Source organism: Hungatella sp. SB206, from assembly GCF_051132295.1.
GTDB classification, from domain to species: Bacteria; Bacillota; Clostridia; order Lachnospirales; family Lachnospiraceae; genus Hungatella; species Hungatella effluvii.
The window spans coordinates 7066718-7086857 of sequence record NZ_CP096603.1 but is presented as its reverse complement, the minus strand read 5'-3'; the positions used below and the strand labels follow the sequence as shown (position 1 = coordinate 7086857).

Annotated in this window: 36 protein-coding genes; all 36 read left to right on the top strand. The window is 45.4% G+C overall.

Going from position 1 to position 20140, the window contains the following annotated elements:
• The first annotated feature begins 1 nt into the window (after position 1).
• The 36 genes from M1L66_RS31715 to M1L66_RS31540 all read left to right on the top strand — a co-directional run bounded on the left by M1L66_RS31715 (position 2) and on the right by M1L66_RS31540 (position 20011).
• A complete protein-coding gene (locus M1L66_RS31715) occupies positions 2 to 643 on the top strand; it encodes a hypothetical protein (protein ID WP_434689645.1) in 642 nt (213 codons plus the stop codon).
• Positions 640 to 1437 carry a PD-(D/E)XK nuclease-like domain-containing protein gene (locus tag M1L66_RS31710; protein ID WP_434689643.1) on the top strand — a complete coding sequence of 266 codons (798 nt, stop codon included), beginning with the start codon at positions 640 to 642 and terminating at the stop codon, positions 1435 to 1437. Before M1L66_RS31715 ends, M1L66_RS31710 begins: the two co-directional genes overlap by 4 nt.
• Before the next feature lie 2 nt (positions 1438 to 1439).
• Entirely contained in the window at positions 1440 to 1757 is a 318-nt protein-coding gene (locus M1L66_RS31705; RefSeq protein WP_434689641.1) for a hypothetical protein, read from the top strand.
• A gap of 95 nt (positions 1758 to 1852) precedes the next feature.
• Positions 1853 to 2227, top strand: a complete 375-nt coding sequence (locus tag M1L66_RS31700) for an endodeoxyribonuclease RusA (RefSeq protein WP_039890426.1) — start codon at positions 1853 to 1855, stop codon at positions 2225 to 2227.
• A 4-nt stretch (positions 2228 to 2231) separates the two neighbouring features.
• On the top strand, positions 2232 to 3071 hold the full coding sequence (locus M1L66_RS31695) for a hypothetical protein (RefSeq protein ID WP_434689639.1): 840 nt from the start codon (positions 2232 to 2234) through the stop codon (positions 3069 to 3071).
• Positions 3068 to 3601, top strand: coding sequence for a replicative helicase loader/inhibitor (locus M1L66_RS31690; protein WP_434689637.1), 534 nt, complete (start codon positions 3068 to 3070; stop codon positions 3599 to 3601). The genes M1L66_RS31695 and M1L66_RS31690 overlap by 4 nt, the downstream gene beginning before the upstream one ends.
• Positions 3598 to 3834, top strand: a complete 237-nt coding sequence (locus tag M1L66_RS31685; protein ID WP_006771077.1) for a hypothetical protein — start codon at positions 3598 to 3600, stop codon at positions 3832 to 3834. The genes M1L66_RS31690 and M1L66_RS31685 overlap by 4 nt, the downstream gene beginning before the upstream one ends.
• Before the next feature lie 13 nt (positions 3835 to 3847).
• Positions 3848 to 4099, top strand: coding sequence for a hypothetical protein (locus M1L66_RS31680; protein WP_321015899.1), 252 nt, complete (start codon positions 3848 to 3850; stop codon positions 4097 to 4099).
• The gene (locus M1L66_RS31675) at positions 4092 to 4187 is read left to right on the top strand and encodes a hypothetical protein (RefSeq protein WP_432765201.1); all 96 of its coding nucleotides are present in this window, start codon (positions 4092 to 4094) and stop codon (positions 4185 to 4187) included. The genes M1L66_RS31680 and M1L66_RS31675 overlap by 8 nt, the downstream gene beginning before the upstream one ends.
• Positions 4188 to 4263: 76 nt before the next feature.
• On the top strand, positions 4264 to 4464 hold the full coding sequence (locus M1L66_RS31670; RefSeq protein WP_006771079.1) for an ATP--guanido phosphotransferase: 201 nt from the start codon (positions 4264 to 4266) through the stop codon (positions 4462 to 4464).
• Between the two features lie 30 nt (positions 4465 to 4494).
• Positions 4495 to 4692 carry a hypothetical protein gene (locus M1L66_RS31665; RefSeq protein ID WP_039890430.1) on the top strand — a complete coding sequence of 66 codons (198 nt, stop codon included), beginning with the start codon at positions 4495 to 4497 and terminating at the stop codon, positions 4690 to 4692.
• Between the two features lie 23 nt (positions 4693 to 4715).
• Positions 4716 to 4958 (top strand): hypothetical protein, encoded by a 243-nt coding sequence (locus M1L66_RS31660; protein WP_006775548.1) that lies wholly within the window; start codon positions 4716 to 4718, stop codon positions 4956 to 4958.
• A gap of 18 nt (positions 4959 to 4976) precedes the next feature.
• Positions 4977 to 5219 carry a hypothetical protein gene (locus M1L66_RS31655; protein ID WP_006775548.1) on the top strand — a complete coding sequence of 81 codons (243 nt, stop codon included), beginning with the start codon at positions 4977 to 4979 and terminating at the stop codon, positions 5217 to 5219.
• A 16-nt stretch (positions 5220 to 5235) separates the two neighbouring features.
• Positions 5236 to 5445, top strand: coding sequence for a YopX family protein (locus M1L66_RS31650; RefSeq protein ID WP_434689633.1), 210 nt, complete (start codon positions 5236 to 5238; stop codon positions 5443 to 5445).
• A gap of 27 nt (positions 5446 to 5472) precedes the next feature.
• Positions 5473 to 5625: a hypothetical protein gene (locus M1L66_RS31645; protein ID WP_434689631.1), complete on the top strand. Its 153-nt coding sequence runs from the start codon at positions 5473 to 5475 to the stop codon at positions 5623 to 5625.
• Positions 5626 to 5697: 72 nt separating this feature from the next.
• Entirely contained in the window at positions 5698 to 6108 is a 411-nt protein-coding gene (locus tag M1L66_RS31640) for a hypothetical protein (RefSeq protein ID WP_434689629.1), read from the top strand.
• A 363-nt stretch (positions 6109 to 6471) separates the two neighbouring features.
• A complete protein-coding gene (locus M1L66_RS31635) occupies positions 6472 to 6666 on the top strand; it encodes a helix-turn-helix domain-containing protein (protein ID WP_207749196.1) in 195 nt (64 codons plus the stop codon).
• A 36-nt stretch (positions 6667 to 6702) separates the two neighbouring features.
• The gene (locus M1L66_RS31630) at positions 6703 to 6948 is read left to right on the top strand and encodes a hypothetical protein (RefSeq protein WP_434689627.1); all 246 of its coding nucleotides are present in this window, start codon (positions 6703 to 6705) and stop codon (positions 6946 to 6948) included.
• A gap of 68 nt (positions 6949 to 7016) precedes the next feature.
• On the top strand, positions 7017 to 7223 hold the full coding sequence (locus M1L66_RS31625; protein WP_434689625.1) for a hypothetical protein: 207 nt from the start codon (positions 7017 to 7019) through the stop codon (positions 7221 to 7223).
• Entirely contained in the window at positions 7220 to 7504 is a 285-nt protein-coding gene (locus tag M1L66_RS31620) for a hypothetical protein (protein WP_434689623.1), read from the top strand. The genes M1L66_RS31625 and M1L66_RS31620 overlap by 4 nt, the downstream gene beginning before the upstream one ends.
• A 154-nt stretch (positions 7505 to 7658) precedes the next feature.
• Entirely contained in the window at positions 7659 to 8750 is a 1092-nt protein-coding gene (locus M1L66_RS31615; protein ID WP_434689621.1) for a tyrosine-type recombinase/integrase, read from the top strand.
• A 10-nt stretch (positions 8751 to 8760) separates the two neighbouring features.
• Entirely contained in the window at positions 8761 to 9210 is a 450-nt protein-coding gene (locus M1L66_RS31610) for a hypothetical protein (RefSeq protein ID WP_434689619.1), read from the top strand.
• A 329-nt stretch (positions 9211 to 9539) separates the two neighbouring features.
• Positions 9540 to 10466 (top strand): terminase small subunit, encoded by a 927-nt coding sequence (locus M1L66_RS31605; protein WP_412300191.1) that lies wholly within the window; start codon positions 9540 to 9542, stop codon positions 10464 to 10466.
• The gene (locus tag M1L66_RS31600; RefSeq protein WP_412300192.1) at positions 10405 to 11787 is read left to right on the top strand and encodes a PBSX family phage terminase large subunit; all 1383 of its coding nucleotides are present in this window, start codon (positions 10405 to 10407) and stop codon (positions 11785 to 11787) included. Before M1L66_RS31605 ends, M1L66_RS31600 begins: the two co-directional genes overlap by 62 nt.
• The gene (locus M1L66_RS31595) at positions 11774 to 13204 is read left to right on the top strand and encodes a phage portal protein (RefSeq protein ID WP_412300194.1); all 1431 of its coding nucleotides are present in this window, start codon (positions 11774 to 11776) and stop codon (positions 13202 to 13204) included. The genes M1L66_RS31600 and M1L66_RS31595 overlap by 14 nt, the downstream gene beginning before the upstream one ends.
• Positions 13204 to 14367, top strand: a complete 1164-nt coding sequence (locus M1L66_RS31590; protein ID WP_118042818.1) for a phage minor capsid protein — start codon at positions 13204 to 13206, stop codon at positions 14365 to 14367. The genes M1L66_RS31595 and M1L66_RS31590 overlap by 1 nt, the downstream gene beginning before the upstream one ends.
• Before the next feature lie 16 nt (positions 14368 to 14383).
• Positions 14384 to 14668: a ribosomal-processing cysteine protease Prp gene (locus M1L66_RS31585; protein ID WP_118042817.1), complete on the top strand. Its 285-nt coding sequence runs from the start codon at positions 14384 to 14386 to the stop codon at positions 14666 to 14668.
• Between the two features lie 71 nt (positions 14669 to 14739).
• Positions 14740 to 15333 carry a hypothetical protein gene (locus M1L66_RS31580; RefSeq protein ID WP_412300197.1) on the top strand — a complete coding sequence of 198 codons (594 nt, stop codon included), beginning with the start codon at positions 14740 to 14742 and terminating at the stop codon, positions 15331 to 15333.
• An 11-nt stretch (positions 15334 to 15344) separates the two neighbouring features.
• Positions 15345 to 16319, top strand: a complete 975-nt coding sequence (locus M1L66_RS31575) for a phage major capsid protein (RefSeq protein ID WP_412300199.1) — start codon at positions 15345 to 15347, stop codon at positions 16317 to 16319.
• 11 nt (positions 16320 to 16330) lie between these two features.
• Entirely contained in the window at positions 16331 to 16609 is a 279-nt protein-coding gene (locus M1L66_RS31570; protein ID WP_182284262.1) for a head fiber protein, read from the top strand.
• An 11-nt stretch (positions 16610 to 16620) separates the two neighbouring features.
• A complete protein-coding gene (locus M1L66_RS31565) occupies positions 16621 to 17046 on the top strand; it encodes a hypothetical protein (protein WP_118042813.1) in 426 nt (141 codons plus the stop codon).
• Entirely contained in the window at positions 17015 to 17413 is a 399-nt protein-coding gene (locus M1L66_RS31560) for a DUF6751 family protein (protein WP_118042812.1), read from the top strand. The genes M1L66_RS31565 and M1L66_RS31560 overlap by 32 nt, the downstream gene beginning before the upstream one ends.
• Positions 17413 to 17814, top strand: a complete 402-nt coding sequence (locus M1L66_RS31555; RefSeq protein ID WP_412300202.1) for a hypothetical protein — start codon at positions 17413 to 17415, stop codon at positions 17812 to 17814. Before M1L66_RS31560 ends, M1L66_RS31555 begins: the two co-directional genes overlap by 1 nt.
• A gap of 420 nt (positions 17815 to 18234) precedes the next feature.
• Positions 18235 to 19023, top strand: coding sequence for a hypothetical protein (locus M1L66_RS31550; RefSeq protein WP_182284260.1), 789 nt, complete (start codon positions 18235 to 18237; stop codon positions 19021 to 19023).
• A gap of 17 nt (positions 19024 to 19040) precedes the next feature.
• Complete coding sequence (locus M1L66_RS31545) at positions 19041 to 19433, top strand: DUF6673 family protein (RefSeq protein WP_118042809.1); 393 nt, start codon at positions 19041 to 19043, stop codon at positions 19431 to 19433.
• A complete protein-coding gene (locus M1L66_RS31540; protein ID WP_412300205.1) occupies positions 19430 to 20011 on the top strand; it encodes a Gp15 family bacteriophage protein in 582 nt (193 codons plus the stop codon). Before M1L66_RS31545 ends, M1L66_RS31540 begins: the two co-directional genes overlap by 4 nt.
• The last annotated feature ends 129 nt before the right edge of the window (positions 20012 to 20140 follow it).

Genomic DNA, 20140 nt, shown 5'->3' with positions numbered 1-20140 from the left:
CATGGAAGAGATTATGAATGTTGAAAATACAGCGCTTGCAAACCCATTTAACAACGAATCGAATTTTAAAATGCTGATGAAGATGGCGGAGGCTTTCGCAAGTACGGAAATTATACCGCAGAACTACCAGAATAAGCCGGCCGACTGTATGATTGCGATTGACATGGCAAACCGTATGCATGTAAGCCCCATGTTCGTTATGCAGAACCTTTACGTGGTTAAGGGTAAGCCTTCATGGAGCGGACAAGCCTGTATGTCCCTGATTAAGTCTAATACCGAGTTTAAGGACGTTAAGCCAGTCTACACAGGTGAGACAGGAACTAATACATGGGGGTGCCATATAGAGGCTGTGAGGCGGTCTACGGGCGAACTTGTCCGCGGTCCCGAAGTCACGATAGGGGTGGCAAAGGCAGAAAAATGGTTTTCCAAAATTGACCGATATGGTAACGAAACATCGAAGTGGCAGACGATGCCTGAATTGATGCTTGCATATCGTGCCAGTTCTTTCTTTGCTCGCGTCTACATACCTGATGCTCTTCTGGGGTGTTCCGTCGAGGGAGAAGCTGAGGATATCAGCAGAGAGCGGGAGATTCCGGAAATACCTGATATCTTTGGCGAAAAGGAGAAGGAGGTACAGGCATGATCTTAACAGCAGAAAATTATTTTAGTAAGGAAGCTGACCGGGAATATCTCTCGGTCAGCCAGTACAAGAATTTTATGGGAACAATTGGGCGTCCAGCCTGTGAAGCTGAAGCAATGGCGAAATTAAACGGAGAGTGGGAGACAAAAAAGACACCTGCCCTCATGGTAGGGTCATATGTTGATGCACATTTTGAGGGTAGCTTAAATCTCTTTAAAGCGCAGAATCCGGAAATATTTACGAAACAGGGAGCATTGAAAGCAGATTACAAGAAGGCCGAAGAGATTATAAACCGGATCGAGCGGGATAAAGTTTTTATGCAGTTCATGAGTGGAGAGAAGCAGGTCATTATGACGGCGGACATGTTCGGGAGCCCGTGGAAGATAAAGATTGACAGCTATTTGCCCGGTAAGGCCATCGTTGACTTAAAGGTCATGCGAGAGCTTCACAGAGTCGAGCACGCGAAAGATTATGGATACATGAGCTTTATTGAGTTTTGGGGATATGACATCCAGGCGGCGGTCTATCAGGAAGTAGTATACCGAAATACAGGGGAACGCCTTCCATTCTTTATCGCGGCGGCGTCAAAGGAAGAAGAAACTGATATTGAGCTGCTATGGATTGACGATAACCATCTCCGCGAAAAGATTATTGAGGTGGAGAATAATACGCCGAAGATCGTCGCGCTTAAGAATGGGGACGTGGAGCCTATCAGGTGCGGTCTGTGTGACTATTGTAAGCATACGAAAGTATTAACGGGTCCAATACATTATTCGAAGCTGCTGGGGGAGGTATAGGCGTGAAATCAATCATAACAGATGATATGGATTATTGCTTTTTCTGCGGTCAGCCTGCCGAATGTAAGCATCATTTGATCTTTGGCTCATCTAATCGCCAAAAGGCCGATGAAGATGGCCTGATAGTTCCAGCCTGCAACCGCTGTCACAATATGGGACCAACCACTATGAGAATACATGATAACGTAATGGCTGAAAAAATGTCTAAGATGCTTGGACAGATGGCATGGGAAAAGCAAAGGATATCAGAAGGATACACGCCAGGAGAGGCACACGAGATGTTTTATAAGAGATACAAGAAGCATTATTTAGCCTTGTGATCCCGAAAGGGAATTACATACAAGCATGCGTCACGACATGCCATTGGTATTACCGGTACTGCCTATTTCAGGGGCGGTACCGGGGAAAGGAGCCTATGGAATATAAGTTGGTGATATTTGGCCGCCTCGATGGCCTGAATGACTATACAGCAGCAAACCGGACAAACCCGCATAAGGGTGGGAAGATGAAGAAAGACAACGAGGAAACCGTCATATGGGCGATCAGACAGCAGTTACGGCGGTTACATATAGAAAAGCCCGTGTTCCTTAAATTCTCATGGTATGAGCCAAATAAGCGGAGGGACCATGACAATGTGTCAAGCTTTGGCAGGAAGGTGATCCAGGACGCACTTGTGAAATGCGGTGTGCTGAAAGATGATGGGTGGGACTACGTCATAGGGTTTACGGACCAATTTTTCTGTGATCGAAATGAACCTCGCATCGAAGTACTGATTGAAGAACGGGAGTGATATTTTGGGAGGAGATGGAAACTACATAAAAATAAGCCGGAACATTCTCGAATGGGAGTGGTATCGGAATATCAATACAAAGGTTCTATTCCTTCACATGTTACTGAAAGCAAACTGGAAAGAGGGAAGGTTTGAAGGTACAACGGTTCCGCGTGGTTCTTTTATTTCTTCTTATCCGCGTCTTTGCGAGGAATGCGACCTTACAATTAATGAGTTACGGACTGCTTTAAAACATTTGACGTCAACAGGAGAAATCACAGTCAAAACACAGTCCAAATACAGCGTATTTACGGTAAATAACTACAGCCTGTATCAGGATATTAACAGTCAAACCACAGTCAATCAACAGTCTGATACCAGTCAATGCACAGACAAGGCACACTCTATTAACAGTCTATTAACAACAATAGAAGAAGGAAAGAAAGAAAAAAGGGAAGAACTTGAAGAAGAGAAAGAAGGAAAGAAAAAAGATAATCGTAATTATCAAGAGATAATTACTCTGTATAATTCGCTTTGCAAATCATACCCCCATGTGACAAAGCTGTCAGACAAACGGCGTCGGGCAATTGGGGCAAGGCTTAACAGCGGCTATACGGCAGATGATTTTCGTAAACTCTTTGAACTTGCAGAGCAGAGTGAATTTTTAAAAGGCAAAAATAATAAAAACTGGTCAGCGACATTTGACTGGCTTATCAGTGACGGTAATATGGCTAAGGTGCTTGACGGCAATTACAGTAACAGGACAGAGCCATCATACAGCCCTGTAGGAAAACAACAGGACAAGCAAAACGAGAGCCGGGAAATGATGTATAACTGGGCGATGTCAAGAGGAGGAGAGGAATGAACACAAAGGAATTTGCAGTATTTGCAGATCGGATAAAAACGGCATATCCAAAAGGCAACCTGCTGGCAACGGGAGATCAGATGGACTGGTGGTATGAACTACTGGGAGATATTCCTTTTCCGGTTGCTATAATGGCTCTCAAGAAATATGCACTGTCTAACAAATTTCCACCTACAATATCAGACTTAAGACTGTATGCGGCAGATTTGATGGAAACGCGTATCCCCGATGCTGACGAAGCGTGGGGCGAGGTCAACATGGCTGTAAGGCGCTACGGATATATGAGGGAGGCGGAGGCACTGGGAAGCCTCAGTGGCCCAGTACGTAGGGCTGTAGAGCGTACCGGCTGGCAGAATATATGTCAGTCACCATATGAGCAGGTGAACACGCTGAAAGCACAGTTCCGTGGAGCCTATGAAGCAGAGCAGCGACGAGCTGTCGAGTTTCACAAAATGCCAGAACATTTAAAAATCGAGCAGGCAGGAATACAGCCTGAAGCAGCCCTTCCGATGATGGAGGGCCAGAAATGAATGAAGAAGCGGCAAGAAAGCTGGCAAGGTATCGTGTGGGAGAAGACCAACACATGGGAAAGTCCATGACTGCCGATGAGATTGAACTACGGCGTGGTTATGTACGAAACATGTTGAGAAATGTGCCAGGGTGGAAAGATTTGACTGACGAGCAGCTTGACAGGGTGAGGATTTACCGTACAGGAGAGGACTGGTACGTGGAAGATGCAGATTTCTATGAATACAGATTTTAGGAGGCGGCAGGCCATGAAAGAGCGTCATAAGCAGATCAGAGACTACATAGTCCAGTATACCATAACCCACGGCTGGCCTCCCTCGGTGCGTGAGATCGGGGAAGGCGTAGGGCTGGAGAGCAAGAGCAGTGTACACCTGCATCTCAAGCAGATGGCAGATGCCGGGATTATTAAGCTGGTGCCAGGACAACCGAGGTGTATTGCGGTGCCGGGAGTAAAGATCACATGGGAAGGGGATGCAGAATGCGGAAAAGTAAGTGTCTAAAAATGCATTACCCGGAGTCTATTTGTATGGCAGAAAGAATTGTATTGTTTCACGGAACCAGATTTCGCATTGCTTTGAGTGTTCATGAGTTTTACTGCAAGAAGTGCAAGAAGATTCGGAATTTGTGGTTTATCAATAGATAATTGACGTTTAGGAGGTGCAGAATGAAAGATTATGCGCAATTGTACGATGATGAACTGGATTATGAGAGAGATATCGAGACAGGATTAGAACAGCTTTGCGAGCTGAGGTTAAAAATGTACCGTGAGAAAGACACCGACATTTTGAAAGAGATTACCCCTGTGCTCAACGCGATTATCCACGATGCAGAACGGTACAGGGATTGGATTCAGGCACAGAATTAAGATTGAGGTGATGCAGTGAGAAGGATGAGATTGATTAAGATAGTTGTGCCAGAAATTGTAGCTTATTTCGTACAGGGGACGGAAGCGCCAGAACCAGAATATAATTGCACCTGTGGAATGGGTGTGGCTAAAGAATATAAATGCTGTCCATACTGTGGCGCAGAGCTGGCGTGGGGGCAGGTAAAGAAGCCATCAAAAGAATTCAGCAAAATGCTGGAACGATTGTAAATTAGTATTTTGGAGGGAAATCTATGTGGAAGATAGTTTTTAAATATCCAGAGGGAGGTACTGTAAAACTTACAAATAGCAAACAGCCTATGGATGAAAGATTGGCAAGAAAGTACCATAAGCAATATGGTGTTAATTCCGATGGAGGGACATATCAAAAGTACCCTAAAAAGAAATATCGGCCGATTGCTTTAGCCACCGTGGTAGACATACTTACTGCTGGTGGGGATCTGGAAAATGAGATACTGATTGAGCAGGAGAATTAATATTTTGGAGGGAAATCTATGTGGAAGATAGTTTTTAAATATCCAGAGGGAGGTACTGTAAAACTTACAAATAGCAAACAGCCTATGGATGAAAGATTGGCAAGAAAGTACCATAAGCAATATGGTGTTAATTCCGATGGAGGGACATATCAAAAGTACCCTAAAAAGAAATATCGGCCGATTGCTTTAGCCACCGTGGTAGACATACTTACTGCTGGTGGGGATCTGGAAAATGAGATACTGATTGAGCAGGAGAATTAATATTTTGGAGGTTTGTATGGAAGAAAAGAAAAGTACAGGATTGCATGATATCAACGGGGAAGAAATTTTTGAAGGCGATACACTGGAATATAACAACATTGAAGGGGAAATGTGCCGTTTTACAGTGAAATGGAGTAGCTATTGGAACAAATTTATCGGAGACGCTTATGGAGAAATATATGACTTATCACCTGACTATTTCTGTAAAGCTGAAAAGGTAAACTGATAATTTCCGAACGAAGGGAGAAAGATTGTGAAGCTGAAAAAGGAAAGTCAGGTGATCCGTGTACGTCTTCAGGACGGGCAGTGCGGAACGGTGATCGGGACCCGAGAGGGCTTGATTGGAGTATTGCTAGATAGCGGAGAGTATGCAGACGTGCCGGAAAACACGGTGAGAAAAATCTGATATTAGACAGATTTTTTGTACATTGAAAACCGAATATGGATAGTGGTATAATCAACCCATGGAGGTGATTATATGGAACCGATGACCCATGAGCAGTGTGAAAAATTTATGTTAGAAAAAGGCTTAGATTTAAACTGGACCTATCGCGATTGGCCGGATGTTACTATACCGATAGACGAATTTTATCTAAATCGTAAAAAGAGCGTGTATGAAAAATTATTATATTGTCCTAATTTTGTTATGTATAAGACACGGGATAGGCACGGTATTATAATTCACGGGTGGTTTGATACGCAAAAACCGCTTGTGGGACGTATAGATTACAAAAAGCCGCTTGATGTCATAAACTACACTGACAAGGAAAAGTTTTTAAATTATGCTTGCGAAATATATTTAAAAGAGGGGTATAACGTAGAATTTATAACATTCGACGACGACGTTACAAATGAATTATTAAATCGGCTGAAGCAAATAAGCAATTAGATTATAGCTACTATCCAATATTCGGGTAGTAGCTATTTATTTTATGAGCATAACGGATTTTCCGGATAAAAAAATGAAACACGGAGGAATGAAAAAAGCTACCCTGATAATGGGATATCAGGGTAGCCAAAGGACTATTTTACACGAATAGTCTTGGTGGTTGTTCTGGTACTGTGACCGTTATTCACAGTAGTGCGAACCTGGATATTTCCAGAACTTGTAGTTCTGGCAGTAGAGTTAATACGAACTCTTATTGTTTTACCCATACGCGTACCTCCTTTCATAATCTCGTACCTCCCTGTGGTATGACGAACGGACGTTCACCACAATATATAGTATAGCAGAAGGGGATAAATAAAGTCAATGATAAATTTAGGAAAAGTTTTGCAAAGTGAAAGAAGAAAACAGAAATTGTCACAGCAGAAGCTTGCTGACATGGCCGGAGTAACCAAAAGAGCGATTGCTTACTGGGAAAATGGTACAAAAAGTATGAGTGTAGAAAGTGCAGATAAAGTATTCAAAGCGCTTCATGTTACTGTAAAGATAGGTGAACTATAGTTCACTAATCGATCATTTAGTGAAAGAAGGGGTGAAATGTATATATACATAAAGGCATTACCAGGAAAAGAAGTTTATGCAATATGGGGATATGAGTATTACAGAACAAAAGTGCAGTCTGTTGAAATCTTAGAAGATGGATCGGTTTGTTATATGATTTATGATCCTGATTCAGAATCATGTGCGAGTGGTTATGTAGATGATGAGTTTTATTTAACCGAAGAAGAAGCCAGGAAATACTGCGAAGATAGCGTGGCAATGGCGAAAACGGCGGCAACATAGGCCGTGCGCGAGTAGCCATGTAAGACCATTTTGGCGACGTCAACAATATGGTAGAGGAGGAGTGAATCATGGTTGATAACACAAGCTGCAAGTTAAGAGGTTGCAATAAGTGCGACGAGTATAGGAAGCAATGTGATGATTTAATGCAGGAAAATGAGGCATTGCGGATGATTCTGGCAGAAATACGCGAAGATTTGGAAGATATACAAGCAGACCTGAAAAATATGCGTGACTGGAATAATGCTTTTGAGAGGATCAGGAGGGTATTGGAGTGAGAAGAGACAATATTCCACCGGGATACATAAGCCCGAAGGAAATACAGGCCGCCCAGCGGTACTACCGGATCGGCCGCAACGTAATGGTACATACCTACAAGGCTCAAGGTATAGATGCTATGGGACACACCGGAGAGGCGCACCGAGGGAAAATCGTGGCAAAGTATAAGTACTTTGCGCTGGTGAGGCTGCCGAGTGGCGTGTTGGATAGTGTGCTATTGCCGGACCTGGTTTTACAGATGCGGCAGCGAAAGAATCCGGGGAGCAATCCCCGGAAATAAAAAACCGAAAGAAAGAACATATGTGCGAGAAAATGAAAAAGCGGTGGATATCCGGGAAGATATGCGCCACCGCTTAGCTATTGCCTGAGTATATTATAACCGACTCAGGCGTGATAAATCAACTGGAAAATCATACCATGAGGAGGATTATAATATGCAGACAGCGATTAATACAGATAATTTTGTAATGACAGTAATGGAAACACTAATGGCAAGTATGGACATGTGGGCGGAGCAGGAAAGACTTAACCAGGTTAAGGCGGCGCTCTACATGAATCTGATGGACAAGACAATCCTGGCTGACGATCACGCCGGCCGGCAGCTTCCGACGGAATATATCGACGATACGCCGCGTGTGGTGGAAATGTGGCTCAGGTGTATGCAGTTGGAGAAAAGAACCGCCGGAACGATTGAGAACTACCGCGGGGAACTGAAGAACTTTTTTGAGTGGTCCCGAAAGCATTATGCGGATATTACAACCAATGATGTACGGGCATACCTTTCGTGGCGGCAGATTGTAAAGCATAACAGTGATTCGACGATCAATAATAAGTATCATGCTTTGCAATCCTTCTACCGCTGGATCATGTCAGAGGATTTGATTGAGGACGGCGGGAGCCTGGCAAGGAAGCCAAAAAAGAATCCCATGGACAAGATCAATAAGGTTAAGACGGAGAAGAAGATACGTACCGTACTGACAGACGAGCAGGCGGAGATAATCCGGTGCGATTGTAAGACAGTGCGCGATAGGGCCGTTGTAGAGGTCCTGATAGCCACAGGAATGCGAGTAAGTGAGCTTGTAGGGCTTGACCTTAACGACATTGATATCCGCTCCGGGAAGTGCATCATATATGGCAAAGGACGCAAAGAACGGCCTGCATTCTTTACGCCGCGGGCGCTGGTGCATTTGGAGGCGTATTTGGAGGAACGCAGGCAGATCACAGATTGCGAACCGGCGCTATTTCTTAATTTCCGCCGGAAGGGCGGGATATATACACGGCTCAGTGACGATAGTATAAGGCATATGCTTAACGCTATCGCGGATTCTGATAAGCGCCTTACCGGCCTTAATCTCCACCCACATATGTTCCGGGCATACCTTGCGACATATATGTACAGGCATGGCGCGTCAATTAAGGATATCCAGCGGATTCTCGGCCATAGCAATATTAATACAACGACGGAGTGTTACATTATCGACGATGATGATTCCATGCAACAGGTGCATGAGTTATTCGCAGCATAGGGAGGTATTTATGGATAAGAGCATATTACGGCAGTGTGCAAGCCTTCTCACGGAAATAGAGGGGGAAGAAAAAAGAATACAGGATTTAGAATCCGAAATACAGGCAATGCCACCCAGGCACAGAGAGGTAAGCGACGTTGTCACAAAAGGTAAACGAGGGAGGAAACCTCTGGGGAGGTGTGTTATTCACGGAAATAAAGACAATACACTTATTAACCGAAAGCGAGTTAAGGTACGCGAAAGAAAGGCAAAAAAAGAATTGCATGTGGCAGAACTCGACAGCATGGTGATAGATGCGGAGGAATACATATACTCTCTTCAGGATAGTGAATTGAGGAATATATTATTATTTTATTGCATCGACCGGAAAAGCTGGAAAGAGGTAGCTGATGCCATGGGAGAAGGATACACGGCAGAAACTTGCAGACAAAAATTTTCAAGATTTATGCGTGAAAAGTAAATTGTCACGTTTGTCACACCCAAATGTGTTATAATTTAAAATGAGAAAAGTGTATCAATAAAACACAACCCTGACACGCTTTTTCGGCAAGGTCTAAAAGTACACCCTTAATAGACCTTTCAAAAACAATAAGGGCAATACCGGAGACGATCCGGTATTATGTGGAGCATACCATCAATGGCAGATGGACATTCGCCGACCATAGGAAGGTAATGTGTCCCGGTTCGATTCCGGGTGATCCGCTTTTTCTTTCATTTTTTGTTCCTTCTTGTAAAAGGCATCCGGCGCCAAACGGGTGCCTTTATTTTATACAGAATAGAGGTGACACCATGGCAAGAGCGCCAGATCAGAGAGTGCAACAGGCAGAAGCAATGTTCCTTGCCGGAAAGAAATTAGTGGAGATTTCAAAGCAGCTAGGGATACCGGAAGGGACAGTACGGCGCTGGAAATCAACATATAAGTGGGGAAGCGAACGTTCGGAAAAGAAAAGCGAGCGTTCGGAAAACAAACGCGAACACTCAGAAAAAAAGGCGAACGTTCGGAAAGAAGAAAAGAAAGCTGTTGCTGAAGAAGTGATACAGGTGTTAGAGAATCCTAACCTGACCGACAAGCAGCGGCTTTTCTGCATCCGGTATGTGAGATGCTTCAACGCAACGAGATCATACCAGAAAGCGTATAACAGCAGTTACGAGACGGCAATGGTCGAAGGGTGCAAACTACTAAGAAATCCAAAGGTCAGGGCGGAAATCACGCGGCTTAAGCAGGACCGGCTAAACCGGGAAATGCTTGACGAACACGATATTTTCCAGAAGTACATGGACATTGCATTTTCTGACATTACCGATTATGTGGAGTTTGGCAGAGAGGAAATACAGGCCATGGGAGCGTTCGGCCCCATACAGGTTGAGGACCCGGCAACCGGGAAAAAAGTTCCGCTCATGAAAACTGTTAACAGCGTTCGTTTCCGTGAATCCGATGTGGTTGACGGAACGATCATAACGGAGGTTAAGCAGGGGCGGGACGGAGCCAGTATAAAGCTAGCGGACCGTATGAAGGCTCTGGAATGGCTTGCTGACCACATGGACCTTGCGACGCCAGAACAGCGGGCAAGGATTGACCATATACAGGCTCAAACTGGAAAGATTATGAGGGAGAGCGCAAGCGGAGATGGCGACGGCGTGGAGGTGATAAACGATGCACCGCAAGCAGATCAGGATATCAGAGACGATCATACCGAAATATCTTCCGCTGTTTAACGATAAGACACACCGCCATATCATTTTAACATCCGGAAGAGCCGGTACGAAATCAAGTTACGCGGGCGTTCGGAGTATTTTCCAGTTAATCAACGACCCGAACGGTTCCGTAGTAGTGCTCAGAAAGCATCATAACAAGCTGCGGAAGACGGTGTACAAGGAGATGCTGAGAGGTATCAACCGGCTGGGAATCGACAAGAGGGCGTTCCGGATCGGGAAATCACCCATGGAAATCACGTACCGTAAATATGGCACTACGATGTATTTCGCCGGTTCTGATGGTATCGACGATACAAAAGGTATCATTGATGAGAGCAAGCCTATTAAGCTGGTTATCCTCGATGAACTTACCGAATTCTTTGATGATGGCGAGGGAGAAGACGAACTACAGAATATCGAGGCTACGTTTATCCGTGGCAACAGCAGCGGATTCCAGATGATATATCTATACAACCCGCCAAAGAATCCGAACGCACCAATCAACAAGTGGTGCAAGAAGATGGAGAAGCGGGCGGACTGTATCCATATTCACACGGACTATAGAGACGTTCCGGAGGACTGGCTTGGAAAAGACCTGATAGAGTCTGCGGAGATCATGAAGGCGGCAGATGAGCGACAATACAGGTGGGTATGGCTGGGGCAGAGCATAGGGGTAGATGAGGTAATCTACTACATGTTTTCTGACAAGCATAAGGAGAGGCCGGAAAATAGGCGGTATCGGATTATTGGTATTGGAGTAGATTACGGACAGCAGAACGCGACCGTTTATGAAGCGGCCGGCCTTGATGAATACCAGAAACGATTAACCGGGCTTGCAGAGTATTATTACTCAGGCAGGGAAACGGGAAAGCAGAAAAGCCCGTCTGATTATGCGAAAGACTTTATTTCTTTCACAGACGCGTTGCATGAAGAGTATGAGTGCAGTTACTTTTATGTTTTTATCGATCCTTCCGCGCAAGGGCTGGCGGAGGAGATAAAAAGAGCAACGAGGGATTGCGATTATACGGTGTTGATCCGCGGCGCCGAGAATGAGGTAGAACTCGGAATATCGAGGGTACAGAAGCTTCTGACCTACGGGATTATGACGATTTCCCCATTGCAGGAATATGCAGTAGATGAATTCGGAACCTATGAATACGACAAGAAATCTATCGAGCGCGGGAAAGAAATTCCGGTAAAGGTGGATGATCATTGCATGGACGCTATCCGGTATCTCGTCATGGGATTCTGGAAAAAAATGAAACATTGGCTCCCGGTGAAGGAATACGAAAAAGAATACCGGAACCCGCTTGACGAGGAGGTGGAAGATGAATATATTTAGCTATTTCAAGAAGAAAGGGATTGACACGGTTGACAGTTCTTTCTATGCCAAAATTTCGGAATGGTATAGCTGGTACAGAAGCAATGTGCGTAAGTTCCACTTCTACCGTATATATGGCGGACAAGGAACCTGGACCAAATGCCACCGTCACAGCCTCGGAATGCCGAAAAAGGTATGCGAAGATATGGCGAACCTGCTTCTTAATGAGCGGGTAAAGGTAACTCTATCCGATGAGACAACGAACACATTCGTTGAAGAGGTGTTGCAGAAAAACGATTTCTGGAATATCGGTAATGAGTACCAGGAGCGCAAGGCGGCAACCGGGACAGTGGCCTATATTCCGTATCTCGACAATATGGAGGTTGACGAGGCCGGAAATGTGTACGGAGGAGAAATAAGAATCAACTATCTGGAAGCCCCCAACATTTTTCCGCTGTCATGGAACAACCGTGAAATCACGGAATGTGCTTTCTTATTCCCGCACACGTACAACCGAAAGAAGTACGTACAGATACAGTTTCACAGAACTGAGAAGGCCGGAGAAGCGGCAGGAAACTATATTATCGAGAATGTGGTGGTTGAATGCACGAACGGAGCCGGTAAGGAGTTGACGCCTGAACAGTGGAATGCATTACCACCGTTTAAGGGGCTGGCTGACAGGATAGAGACCGGATCGAAAGAACCACAGTACGTAATTGACCGGTTGAATCTGGTGAATAATGCAGGGGAGGATGACAATAACCCGATGGGTATGTCACTCTTGGCGAATTCCATTGATGTATTCCGGAAGATAGACCTGGAATATGACTCATACGCGAATGAGTTTGACCTTGGACGGAAGAGGATATTTGTGGCGCCGGAGATGCTGACGGATAAGGATGGGAATCCAACCTTTGATACTGGTGACACGGTATTCTATCGTCTTCCGGAAGATTATTTAAGCGCCTCGAAAGACCCGATTAAAGAAATTGATATGACGCTGAGAGTAGAGCAGCACAGCAAGGCTATTAACGATGATCTCAATTACCTGTCAATGAAATGCGGGTTTGGTACGCAGCGTTACCGCTTTGAGCAGGGCGGAGTAACAACAGCCACGGAAGTGATCTCGGAAAATTCCGATATGTACCGGACTTTGCAGAAGCACGAGATTGTACTTGATGCTGTGATCAAAAGGCTGATTAAAATTATCATACGGTTAGGGATTGTGGCGAAAGTCCCTGGCCTATCTGAAGAGACAGAGATAACAATCGACTTTGATGATTCAATCATTGAGGATAAGCAGACGGAGCGCAAAGAGGACCGGCAGGACGTAGCTATGGGGGTTATGAGCCTAGCAGAATACCGGGCGAAGTGGTACGGGGAAACAGAGGAGCAGGCAGCGAAGAAAATCCCTGAACAGACGGGAGTGATTCCGTAATGAACAAAAGCTATGAAAGTTATCTGGCTACGGGAATCGAGAAGAAGTATCGGAACCTCGAAACTCGAATTATGGAAGATGTGATACGCCGGATTAAGAAGACCGGAACGATCACGTCAACCGCCGATTATCAACTCCTTAGATACTACATACTGGGAAACAGTACAAAGGATATCGAGGATATCATTAAAAAAGCAGTAGGAGATTCCTTCCCGGAAACGTTCGAGCTGTACGACGAAGTGATCGAGAAATATTATACGAGAGCGAAGCAGCTATATGAACAGGTGAATGAGAATTTTGTCCCTTATGAAGCGAATCAGGAATTACAGCAACTTACCAACGCTCTTGTTCAGCAATCCAACGATGAACTGTATAATATCACTCGATCCCTGGGGTTTAAGGTTGATATGGGCGGCGGCCGGCTGGTTTTTTCGCCGCTGGCAGACTATTACAATGAGTATCTTGATAATGCCATTGTTGAGATCACTTCCGGGGCATTCGATTATAACACCGTGATCCGACGTGTGGTAACACAAATGACGAATTCGGGCTTGCGTACCGTCGATTATGCGAGTGGATATACAAGCCGTTGTGATGTAGCTGCCAGAAGGGCAGTTATGACGGGGATTTCACAGCTTACCGGGAAGATTTCGGAAATGAACGCCAAGAAGCTGCATACAGACTATTTCGAGATTGACTGGCACGAGGGAGCCAGACCGACACACAGAGTGTGGCAAGGCAAAGTTTGGAGCCGTGAAGAATTGCGGACCGTATGCGGCCTTGGAACTGTAACCGGGCTTAACGGCGCGAATTGCTACCATAGCTATTATCCGTTTATTCCTGGTATTTCTGAGCGGCAATTCAGCGATAAGTGGCTTTCCGAACAGAATGCGAAGGAAGATAAGCCTAAGCGTTTTAAAGGCCGGGAATACACAAAATACGAGGCCACACAGCGCCAGCGATACCTTGAAACGAATATGAGAGCGCAGCGTGAGAAGGTAAGGTTATTACAGAAGGCCGGAGCAGATGAAGACATGGTTATGCTTGCGAGATGCAAGTATCAGGCGCAGCTTGATGAGTACAAGGCATTTTGCAGGAAAATGGAACTCGTAGAGCAGCGTGAGAGAATCTACTACGATATGAGAGGGCGTGTAGCGCCGTAGTGAAAGGAGGGGGATTATGATACAGGTAATGGTAAGAGAGAATGAGATATCTGTAAAAGGACATGCCGGATTTGCGCCGCCTGGGCGTGATCTGGTATGTGCTGCGGTATCTGCGCTTACCCTGACGCTTGCCGAAAGCCTGAATGCTTTGGCTGAAGGAGATTTTAAAACCGTCATGGATACAGGAAACATATCCGTCAGATGGCAGCGGATCAATGATAAGGGGAAGACGATTATTGACGCCTGGTTTCTTGGGATATGCTTAATTAATCAGGAATATGGTTGCATCACATACGTTTAAAAATCATGCCCGAAACGTGAAGGCTTAAAAAGCATCGGAATAGTTAACGTACTTAAAACGGAGGTATTAAGATGAAAAAGAGAATCAATTTACAGCTTTTCGCAGACGGCGGCGAAGGCGGCACAGCAGCGGGCGCAGCAACAAACGCGACAGCCGGAAATAGTAACGGCGGCCAGAACGCCGGTGGTTCAGCAACTTACACATTCGAGCAGGCGGAGGAGATCGCCACAGCGCGAGCACAGAGAGCAGAGGCAGCGGCCTTGAAATCTTACTTTGAGCAGCACGGACTTAGCGAGGACGAAGTAAAACGGGCCATGGAAGATTACAAGACGAATAAGGAAAAGAATAAGCCTAACATTTCTGCGGTTGAACTCGAACGGGATAAATATAAAACAGAACTCGAACAGCTTAAGAATAGCGGGATTCTGCGGGACAAGGGCGTAAAACCAGAGGATCTCGATTATGTGCTGTTTAAGGTAAATCAGAAGGTTACAGATAAGCTTCCATTTGACAAGGCGGCAGCGGAATTCCTTAAAGAAAATCCGAGGTTTACAGGCCAGACGTCATACAAGGTGACAACCTCGACACACACAGGCGGCGCCGGAGCTTCTGAGGACACGAACGACTATATTAACAATGCCATTAGAATGGCAGCCAGACGATAAGGAGGTCAAATATGAGACATAAGTTCGATTTACAGATTTTTTCAAATGATGCATTGATTATCGACAGAAACGGATCAGATTCTCTGATTCCAGAAGAGAAGGCCAGGGAAATTATTCAGGGTGTAGTTACTCAGTCTACAGTACTTGCAAGGAGCCGTAAGCTTCCCAACATGTCCACAAAAACCTATAAGATGCCGGTGCTTGACATGCTTCCGATTGCCTACTTTGTGGACGGTGATACCGGATCCAAAAAGACCACGAAACAGCAGTGGGATAAGAAGGTCATTACAGCGGAAGAAATCGCCGTTATCGTCCCGATTCCGGAAGCTGTGCTCGATGATTCGGATTATGACATTTGGGGAGAGGTGAAACCGCGGATCGTTGAAGCGTTCGGTAAGTTGATCGATGAAGCAATCCTTTTCAATGTTAACAAGCCCACCTCTTGGAGAGATGGCCTTGTTGCTACAGCAACAAAAGCGAATGCAGTTGTAACGCTTGCCGAAGGTGATTCCCTGTATGATAAGATTATGGCCGAGAACGGCGTAATTGCGAAGGTAGAGGATTCCGGATACTTTGTAAGCGGCCATATGGCTGATATTTCCATGAGGGCGAAGCTGAGAGGTTTGCGGGATTCGACGGGAAATCCAATTTTTAAGTCTGATATGCAGAGCGGTACTACATATTCTCTGGACGGCAGCCCGATGAACTTCCCGAACAACGGAGCGTTCGATAAGTCCAAAGCGTTGATGATCTCGGGAGACTTCAATCAGATGGTATATGCAATCCGTCAGGATATTACCTTTAAGCTGTTTACTGAGGGTATTGTACAGAACACGGATGGCTCGATTGCTTATAACCTGATGCAGAATGACATGGTGGCTCTTAGGGCGGTCATGAGGCTGGGATGGGAAATTCCCAACCCAATCAACTCGGTCCAGACTGATAAAAACAAGAGATGCCCGTTTGCTATCCTGAAGAACGCATAGGAGGATTGTGTATGCAGATTACAGATGCATTAAAAAATCTCTATAAGAAGGTTACAGGGAAATCATCTGCCCCTACTGACGGGCAGATTGCTGAATTAGTACAGAAATTGGCGGATAACTGGCCTAGTGGGGAAGGATATACGTTGCCTGCGGCGAAAACAGATGCTATCGGTGGAGTCAAGAAGGCACCTGCTGTGACATTTAACGTTTCAGGAGCAACAGCAGAAACATGCGCATCTGCAATAAAGTCAATCATTGATGGGCTGAAAGCAAGCGGCGCCATGGAATAGGGGGATTCAGGATGTATGTGGATTATGAATATTATCGGGCCGAGTATGGTGGAAAAATGCCGGAAGAAGCATTCCCGGCAGCTAAACGCAAGGCAGAAGCGTACATCCGATACCTTACCCATTTGAATGGTGACATATTTTCCATACCGAATGACATGGTAAAGGATGCGGTCTGTGCAGCGGCAGATGTGTATTATGTGGCCGAACAGGAGCAGGAGCAGAGAAAGGCGGACGGAAAGGCTGGCCCTGTTCGGTCTGAGAACAATGACGGCTATTCTGTGTCTTATGTAGTGGAACAGACAGACGGCCAGACGGCGGAAGAAGCGGTTAGACGGAAGGCTTATGATGCTGTGTATATGTATCTGCTGCCTACTGGCTGGCTGAATCGAAAGGTGAGGTGTCACAATGACCACAAATGCGGATATTACGGTCTATAACTCTTTCCTGAATCCTGATACACGGTTGAAAGAATGGCGCAGGACAGTGATAAAAAAGGCGTGGTTCTATGTTGATAATAAAGTCAGCGTAACAGACGGCGGCCTTGCTTCTGCGGATTCCTTTAAAGTTAGGATACCAGTAGATGCGGAGTTTTCCGGATCACATTATGTTGCGCCGGAAGAGTACACAGGCAAGGAAAATACATGGACCTTAAAGAACGATGACTATATAGCGCGTGGAGCCATAGCGAAGGAAATAGAAAAGCCTTCTGATTTGCAGAAGGAACTGTATCAGGTGTTTAAAATCACATCATGGTCTGATAATCGTTTTGGCAGCTTGCAGCACTGGAGAGTGGGTGGTATTTAATGGCACAGAAAAGGGTTTTTCAGATATCCACGCCACGCGGAGAGTTGTATCAGAAGAAGAGCAGCAACGGCAGTGTAACCGCGCACTTGGAATGGGCGCCGGGATTCGGTCAGCAGAAATCAAAAGGATTTGCAAAGGCACAGGAGTTTGTCGATTCTGAGTGCCTGCGGTACATGGACCCGATGACGCCACGAAGAACCGGGTACATGATTAAGTCCGCGCAGCTTGGAACCGTAATTGGCAGTGCAGAAATAGAGTACTTGGCCCCGTATGCGCGGCGGCAGTATTATGAGAACCACGGAGACAACGGAAACCGCGGTAAACTATGGTTTGAGCGTATGAAGACCGCGAAAGGCGAGACGATTCGGAAGGGGGCGGAAAAGATCATTGCGAACAATTAACAATGAGTCTATTATAGGCGCACTCAGGAAATATTTCATGCAGTGTCCATTCTTGCACGACGGGGAATTTAATATTGATTATCTCCCCAACAGTCGAGCGTACAGCCTGGACCCAATACCGGCTGATCCGGTATACAAAGAATACGTGGACGGAGGGAAGGTATATCAATTCCAATACTCTTTCACGTCAAAAGAAGCTTACGACGGAGACGCCCGTACCATGATAGACAATTCATATTTTTATCAGAATTTGTCTAATTGGGTAGAAGATCAAAACGATAATGATATTCTTCCGGAACTGGAAGGATATTCAGCTATTTCGAATGTCATGATATCGAGCTATTATCTTTTCGACTCGGACGGGGACCTTGCAAGATATCAGATACAATTAAGATTACTCTATGAATAGGAGGAAACAACATGGCAACAGTTGACAAAATTAATGAAGCAAAGTTGGTAAAGCGGTCTAAGAGAGTCGCTTTCATGAACGTCGGAACCGGGGAAGAACCTAAGTTTGTGCGCATGCAGGGCTTTTCATCTATGTCTGAATCCAAAAGCCCGAAACAGTACACAAGAACGTACGTAGATGAGGATTCCGAGCGGTCTGATGTGGTTGGATATGCAACACAGATCGGTTATAGTTTTGACCGTCACAGCCCGCTTTCAACGCATGAAAAGATTGCAGAGATTACCGATGGTGAATATACCGGATCAGATGCTTATGTCGAGATCGTAACGGTAGATCTTTTTGCCGAGGGGGAAACGAAGGTCGCACGAAAGCGTACCTATGCGGTTATTCCGGATACTACCGGTGATGGAAATGACGCATTAATCTATTCTGGTAATTTTCGGGCGATCGGAGAAATGATACTGGGAACTGCAACTTCTTCCGATAAGTGGCAGACAGTAACATTTGTAGAAGGTCAGGCTCATGAATTGGGGGAATTAACTGTGCACAGCGTAGCGGGTTCTGGTTCTGGGACTACTAAATTAACGGTTACCCCAGCAAAGCAGCCAGATAATACATACCGATATAAGACAGGAACAAATGTTTCCCTTCCTGCTTATGATACGGATTGCAGCGAAATGCAGACTTGGGATGGATCAGCAGATATTACGGCTGCAAATGGGCAAAAAATCCTTGTTGTAGAATGCACAGGGAATAAGGCCAGAAAAGCCGGTATTGCAACCGTCACATCTAAACAATAACAAAGAGGAGTGAGCCTATGAGCCAGAAGTGGAGTTATAACAATCTTGAGTTTGAGGTGGATTTACAGGATGCGGATTTTGCAGAACGTTACGAAAATGCGTTTAAGCAGATGGAAGAGGAAGAAAAACGAGTGCAGAAGGCGGGCACAACAAGCGAGGTAATACGCGGATACTGTGGGCTGTTTTTTAACCTGTTTGATTGTATTTATGGAAAAGGGACATCTGGAAAGATGTTTGAGGGAAAAGTAAATGCTGGTATGTGTGACGCAGCCTATTCGGCTTTTATTGATGCCGCACGGCGCAGTAATCAGGAGGCCATGCAGCGCAGAGGCCAGATGCTTAATAAGTATGCACCGCATCAGAACAGGCAGCAGAGACGGCATAACCGGAATGGTGGCGGTAATAAGTGAACCTCATCTATGACAGATATCCCAATTCGGTGATGCTAAACGGTAAGCATCGTGAGATTGTAACGGATTTTAAGGACTGGCTAAGGTTTGTTGACCTTTTGAAAGATGATGAGTATGGGCCGGAAGAAAAATTCGAGTCCATACTCTTGTTCTATTGTGATCCTCTTCCCTTTGTGGATCAGGCAAATGCCTGTAAACCGCTGATAGACTTCTTTAAGATGACTGAAGCAGAAGATGAGAGTTATCAGGCTGATTATGAGGAAGAGGAAGAGGAAGAAACGGCGAATATAAAACCGTTGTATGATTTTCGATATGACGCGCGCTGCATTATCGCGGGTTTCTGGCACGATTACCGGATTGATTTAACGAAAGCACACATGCACTGGTGGAAGTTCCGGATACTATTAGACGGCCTCTCATCCGACACGGAGTTTAAGCAGCGTGTCATGTACCGGAATACCGATGCATCACGGATTAAGGATGTGGAAGAACGGAACCGGATATTGAGGATACAGAGAAAAATTGCGCTTCCGCAGCCGGTCCCATCTGATGATGAGATTGGAGGTATGTTCTGGTAATGAAAAAGATCATTAAGCCGCCTATCATGCGGAAATGGTATACTTGCCCTTATTGTGGCAAGAATGCGGTCCTGTACGATAATACAGCACGATGCACGGGACTGTACATGAAATGCAAAGAGTGCAAAA